Genomic DNA, 1,121 nt, shown 5'->3' on the forward strand with positions numbered 1-1,121 from the left:
ATATGTTGCGCCGAAAGTTATGTTGCGCATCTGCGCTTGGGTGCTGTCCCGCGGACGATTGACAGCTTCTACGCAACATAATGCCAGCGCGCTGCGGGAGGTCGCGTGATGCCCCGCGACGCTTCCGAACTGGCGCGCCGCCTCGCCCGTGATGCCGAGGCGGTATGCCGCCATTACCTGTCCAACGGGCGGCGCCAGGGCCGCTATTGGACGGTGGGCGACGTTCGCAATACGCCCGGCCGGTCGATGTTCGTCCGGCTCAGCGGACCGGAATCCGGTCCCGGCGCTGCCGGGCATTGGACCGATGCCGCCTCGACCGAACATGGCGATCTCCTCGACGTGATCCGCGAGAGCTGCGGGCTTGTCGATTTCGCCGATGTCGCCGAGGAGGCACGACGCTTTCTGAGTCTGCCGCGCGCCGAACCGCGCCGCGGCCCAAAGCCCGTCCCCGCCGGATCGCCGGAAGCGGCGCAGCGGCTCTTCGCCATGTCGCAGCCGATCCGCCGGACGCTTGTCGAGACCTACCTGTGCAATCGCGGCATCAAGACTGTCCACGATGCGGGTGCGCTGCGGTTTCATCCGCGCTGCTATTATCGTCCGAACGACAGGTCGCCGATTGAGACCTGGCCGGCGATGATCGCCGCCGTCACCGATCTTGCCGATCGCATCACCGGCGCGCATCGCACCTGGCTTGCGCCGGACGGCTTCGGCAAGGCGCCGGTCGACACGCCGCGACGGGCCATGGGCGGTCTGCTCGGCCATGCCGTCCGCTTTGGTGCGGCCGACGACGTCATCGCTGTTGGCGAAGGCATTGAGACGATGCTGTCGCTGCGCTGTGCGCTGCCTGCCATGCCGATGGCTGCCGCGCTCTCGGCCAACCACCTTGCCGCCCTTCTGCTCCCGCCGACGCTGCGTCGTCTCTACATCGCCCGCGACACCGATGCCGCGGGTGACGCGGCGCTGGCGGCATTGACCGAACGCGCCGAAGCAGCGGGCATTGAGGCGCTTGCCCTGTCTCCGCGGATGAGCGACTTCAACGAGGACCTGCATGCATTCGGCCTCGGCGCGCTGCGGGCGACATTGCGCATCCAACTCGCGCCACAGGATGGCGTTCGGTTCAT

Annotated in this window: 1 protein-coding gene; it reads left to right on the plus strand. The window is 67.6% G+C overall.

The window, feature by feature from the left end; genetic code table 11:
- Positions 1-108 precede the first annotated feature (108 nt).
- The coding region (locus IVA81_RS05350) for a toprim domain-containing protein (protein ID WP_247313351.1) at positions 109-1,121 on the plus strand (1,013 nt) is incomplete at its 3' end.

This window comes from Bradyrhizobium sp. 141 (genome assembly GCF_023074055.1).
Classification (GTDB): domain Bacteria; phylum Pseudomonadota; class Alphaproteobacteria; order Rhizobiales; family Xanthobacteraceae; genus Bradyrhizobium.